Annotated in this window: 3 protein-coding genes; 2 read left to right on the forward strand and 1 reads right to left on the reverse strand. The window is 42.0% G+C overall.

The features are described from left to right. Positions 1-371: 371 nt before the first annotated feature. Positions 372-1,244, forward strand: coding sequence for a YdcF family protein (locus PN499_RS29055; protein WP_272037082.1), 873 nt, complete (start codon positions 372-374; stop codon positions 1,242-1,244). Between the two features lie 36 nt (positions 1,245-1,280). Here the strand turns inward: PN499_RS29055 and PN499_RS29060 are convergent, their stop codons facing one another. Then, positions 1,281-1,631, reverse strand: coding sequence for a hypothetical protein (locus tag PN499_RS29060; RefSeq protein WP_272037083.1), 351 nt, complete (start codon positions 1,629-1,631; stop codon positions 1,281-1,283). A gap of 276 nt (positions 1,632-1,907) precedes the next feature. Here PN499_RS29060 and PN499_RS29065 point away from each other — a divergent pair, with 276 nt between their 5' ends. Beyond that, positions 1,908-3,656 (forward strand): ABC transporter ATP-binding protein, encoded by a 1,749-nt coding sequence (locus PN499_RS29065; RefSeq protein WP_272037084.1) that lies wholly within the window; start codon positions 1,908-1,910, stop codon positions 3,654-3,656. The last annotated feature ends 18 nt before the right edge of the window (positions 3,657-3,674 follow it).

Consider the following 3,674-nt stretch of genomic DNA (forward strand, 5'->3'; position numbering starts at 1 on the left):
CGAATCATAATATCTTTGGTAATTGGTAATTGGTAAATGGTAATTGGTAATGGCTAATTGCTAATGGCTAATTGCTAATGGCTAATGGCTAATGGTAAGGTGGGCGCTCGCCGAAACTATATTAGGAAATCGCGATGAGATTTTTGCGGCGAGCGCCCACCTTACCATTAGCCATTAGCCATTAGCAATTAGCCATTAGCAATTAGCCATTACCAATTACCAATTACCAATTACCAATTACCAAAGATATTATGATTCGAGCAATTTTAATACTTTTAGTATTTATTTATATTATATATTCTAATATACTGGCTCCAATATTGCCGGACGAAAAGGATAAAAATAAGTACGAATCATTAGTGGTGCTCTTAATGGTATCCCTGATCGTAACCTTGGCAATAATAGGAATTTTTACACCTAATAGTCAGTTAGCATCGGCGGTGCGAAGCGGTTTGCTCGTTTTACTGACGACACCTCTAGGATTAGCAGTTTTACTTTTAATTTTCGCAACAACAGGCATAGTCAGTGGAGGTGTCAGAAACCCAGCACCGAAAAGAATTATATCAGCTTTGCTATTGTTAATTGTTGCTAGCAACCCATTAGTTGCTTTGTCGCTAGCTGAGCAAGCAGAAAGAGAAGCTATACAGCTAGTTCAAGTTGAAACCTGCTGTCAAAATAAAGTAGGAGCAATAGTATTAGTTGGTCAGGGAACAACCGAGCCTAAAATCCCCTACCGCACTCAAATTCAACTAACTGATGCCGGCGATCGCATTGCCTATGCAGCTAGGTTATACCGACATGGTTTAGCCCCCTATCTGATTGTCAGCGCAGGTTATAGACCGGATCTAGAGGGTCATGTTCTTGAAGCTGCTGATGTTAAGAGACTCCTGGTAAAAATGGGTGTACTACCAGAAGATATTATCCTAGAAACCAAGTCCAAAAACTTGCATGAAAGTGCGATTCAAACTAGAATAATATTAAATAATAAAGGTCTTGGGGATAGAATCATCCTCGTGACCTCTGCAATTCAAATGGGCCGCGCTACCCGAACATTTATTAAGGAAAACATGAGGGTTTCTCCGGCTCCCACAGATTTCTACACCTTTGAGCTAAATGCTAAACCCAGGCGTAGATTAATGGTAGTAGACTTTTTTCCGAGCGCCCAAGCACTATCTATTACTACGCGAATTATCCAGGAAGACTTCGCATATTTATACTATTTTGTGCGGGGCTGGTTGGGTTAGATTATTTCAAATTTAACCAACTTAAAGAAACGCCTCCTATTCGCGATCGCGAGTTGATTCGACCAAAGTGCCTCGATCCAGATAAAAATTCTGACCATCTGATTCCTCTAAGACTTGAGAAGCCTCTTCAGAAGAGCGAGAATCGCTAAATTCTCCCTTATTAACGATCAGAACATTAATCCCCAACGCTAACAGTAGTAAAATCACAAGAGAACCAAATCCAGATCCTTCTCCTCTCCTAAATTGCCCAGAATCAAATCCTGAGCCTTCTCCTCTCCTAAATTGCCCGGAATCTATGTTGATCGTACCCTCAATCTCCTTTCCTTTCAAACGCCCACTCATGCAAAAGCCCCGAAATCGGATTTGATTGTCTTCTAATCTCGACATAATGATACCCCTATGTGGCAGATGCTAGTCAACTGCTCTATTCCGGGGCGATCGCGCGTTTTCAGGAAAGATTGACCGGATTATTTCTCTCCTTATATAGAAAAATAAACAGGCTGAAGGCATTCCAGGTTAATATAGGAGGGGGTAGGAAGAGATGTGATTTGGGAATTTAGATTGCGGAATTGAAATTATCTCTGTATCCGATGCTTTATCCCTATGCTCCGCCGCACCTGACACCCAATTTAAAATCTCAATTCTAAATTCTAAACTCGATAAATGGCTGATTCGCGACGACTCCAAAAACTGATTGCTTACCTGCGCCCCCACTGGAAAAACGCATCCTGGGGCGTTCTCTCTCTGTTGGTTGTTAATGCTGTAGGCGTTTACATTCCCTTGCTGATTCGCAATGGAGTTGACGAGCTCCAAGTTGCGGTTAAATTCGATCAAATTTTGCACTATTCGCTGCTAATTTTTGTGCTCGCTTCCGTCATGTGGGCAATTCGGATGGTATCGCGGATATTACTATTTGGGGTTGGTCGTCAGGTAGAATTTGACCTCAAACAAAAGATTTTCAATCGTCTTTTGAGACTGGAACCATCTTATTTTGCTGGTAATACAGTCGGAGATTTAATTAACCGCGCTACTTCTGATGTAGAGAATATTCGCCGCTTAGTTGGTTTTGCGGTTTTGAGTTTGGCTAATACAGCATTTGCTTACGCCTTGACGTTACCTGTGATGTTAGGGATTAATGTCAGGTTAACTCTCTTAGCTATTAGTGTTTATCCTTTGATGTTAGTTTTGGTGCAATTATTCAGCGATAAACTTCGCATCCAGCAGTTAAATGTACAAGAGGAACTTTCCAGCATTAGCGATTTGATTCAGGAGGACATGAGCGGCATTTCTTTGATTAAGATTTACGCTCAAGAACAGAACGAACGCCAAGCTTTTCGTAATTCTACTAAGCAGTTATTGGATGCGAATTTAGAATTAGCTCAAACTCGGAACTTACTCTTTCCTATACTCGGCGGTTTAGCCAGTTTGAGTTTGCTGGTAGTGCTTGCTGTAGGTGCTGGCGCGATCGCCAGTGGTGAGATCAGTATCGGTGATTTTGTTGCTCTACTTTTGTTCGTGGAACGTTTAGTTTTCCCTACTGCACTGCTGGGATTTACAATCACAGCTTACCAACGAGGAGAAGTCAGTATCGATCGCATTGAGTCAATTCTCATAGTTGAGCCAAAAATTAAAGATGCTGCTACTCCCGTCGAATTACCAAAACCAATAAAAGGTTGGTTAAGTGCACGTAACTTGAGCTATACTTACCCTGAAGCTAAAACGCCGGCTCTCAAGGATGTCAACTTCACAATTCAACCCGGAGAAACTGTTTCTATTGTCGGGCAAATTGGCTCTGGGAAGTCAACTTTAGCTAATGCTTTACCGCGTTTGTTAGATATTGGAATCGACCAATTGTTTTTAGATGGTAAAGATATTACACAACTGCGGTTAGTAGATTTGCGGGGCGCGATCGCCTACGTCCCTCAAGAAAGTTTCCTATTTAGTACCACCATCAAAAATAATATCCGCTACGGCAATCCTTTAGCGGAGCAACCAGAGATTGAAGAGGCGGCAAAACAAGCACAAATGCACTCGGAAATCCTGAATTTTCCCCAACAATATAAAACAGTAGTCGGCGAACGTGGAATTACGCTATCAGGCGGACAGAGGCAGCGGATGGCATTAGCTAGAGCGTTGTTAATTGATGCACCAGTCTTGATTTTGGATGATGCTTTATCTAGTGTTGACAATCAAACTGCTACGGACATTTTAAAAAATTTGGCAACTGGAACTCAGCGCAAAACTGTGATTTTTATCTCCCATCAAATGTCAGCGGCTGCTACTGCTGACCGCATTTTTGTGATGGATAGCGGTGCAATTATCCAGACAGGAACTCATGGAGAACTTGTGCAGGAAAAAGGGCTTTACCAGTCCTTATGGAATCAGCAAAAGTTAGAGGAATTACTGCGTTAGGCAGGAGGCAGGAGGCAG

The organism is Kamptonema animale CS-326 (assembly GCF_028330895.1).
Taxonomy (GTDB): domain Bacteria; phylum Cyanobacteriota; class Cyanobacteriia; order Cyanobacteriales; family Microcoleaceae; genus Kamptonema; species Kamptonema formosum.

Bases quoted from the DNA above. Each gene is read 5' to 3' on its own strand.
- PN499_RS29055 (WP_272037082.1), top strand. From the start codon at position 372: ATGGTATCCCTGATCGTAACCTTGGCAATAATAGGAATTTTTACACCT.
- PN499_RS29060 (WP_272037083.1), bottom strand. From the start codon at position 1,631: ATGTCGAGATTAGAAGACAATCAAATCCGATTTCGGGGCTTTTGCATG.
- PN499_RS29065 (WP_272037084.1), top strand. From the start codon at position 1,908: ATGGCTGATTCGCGACGACTCCAAAAACTGATTGCTTACCTGCGCCCC.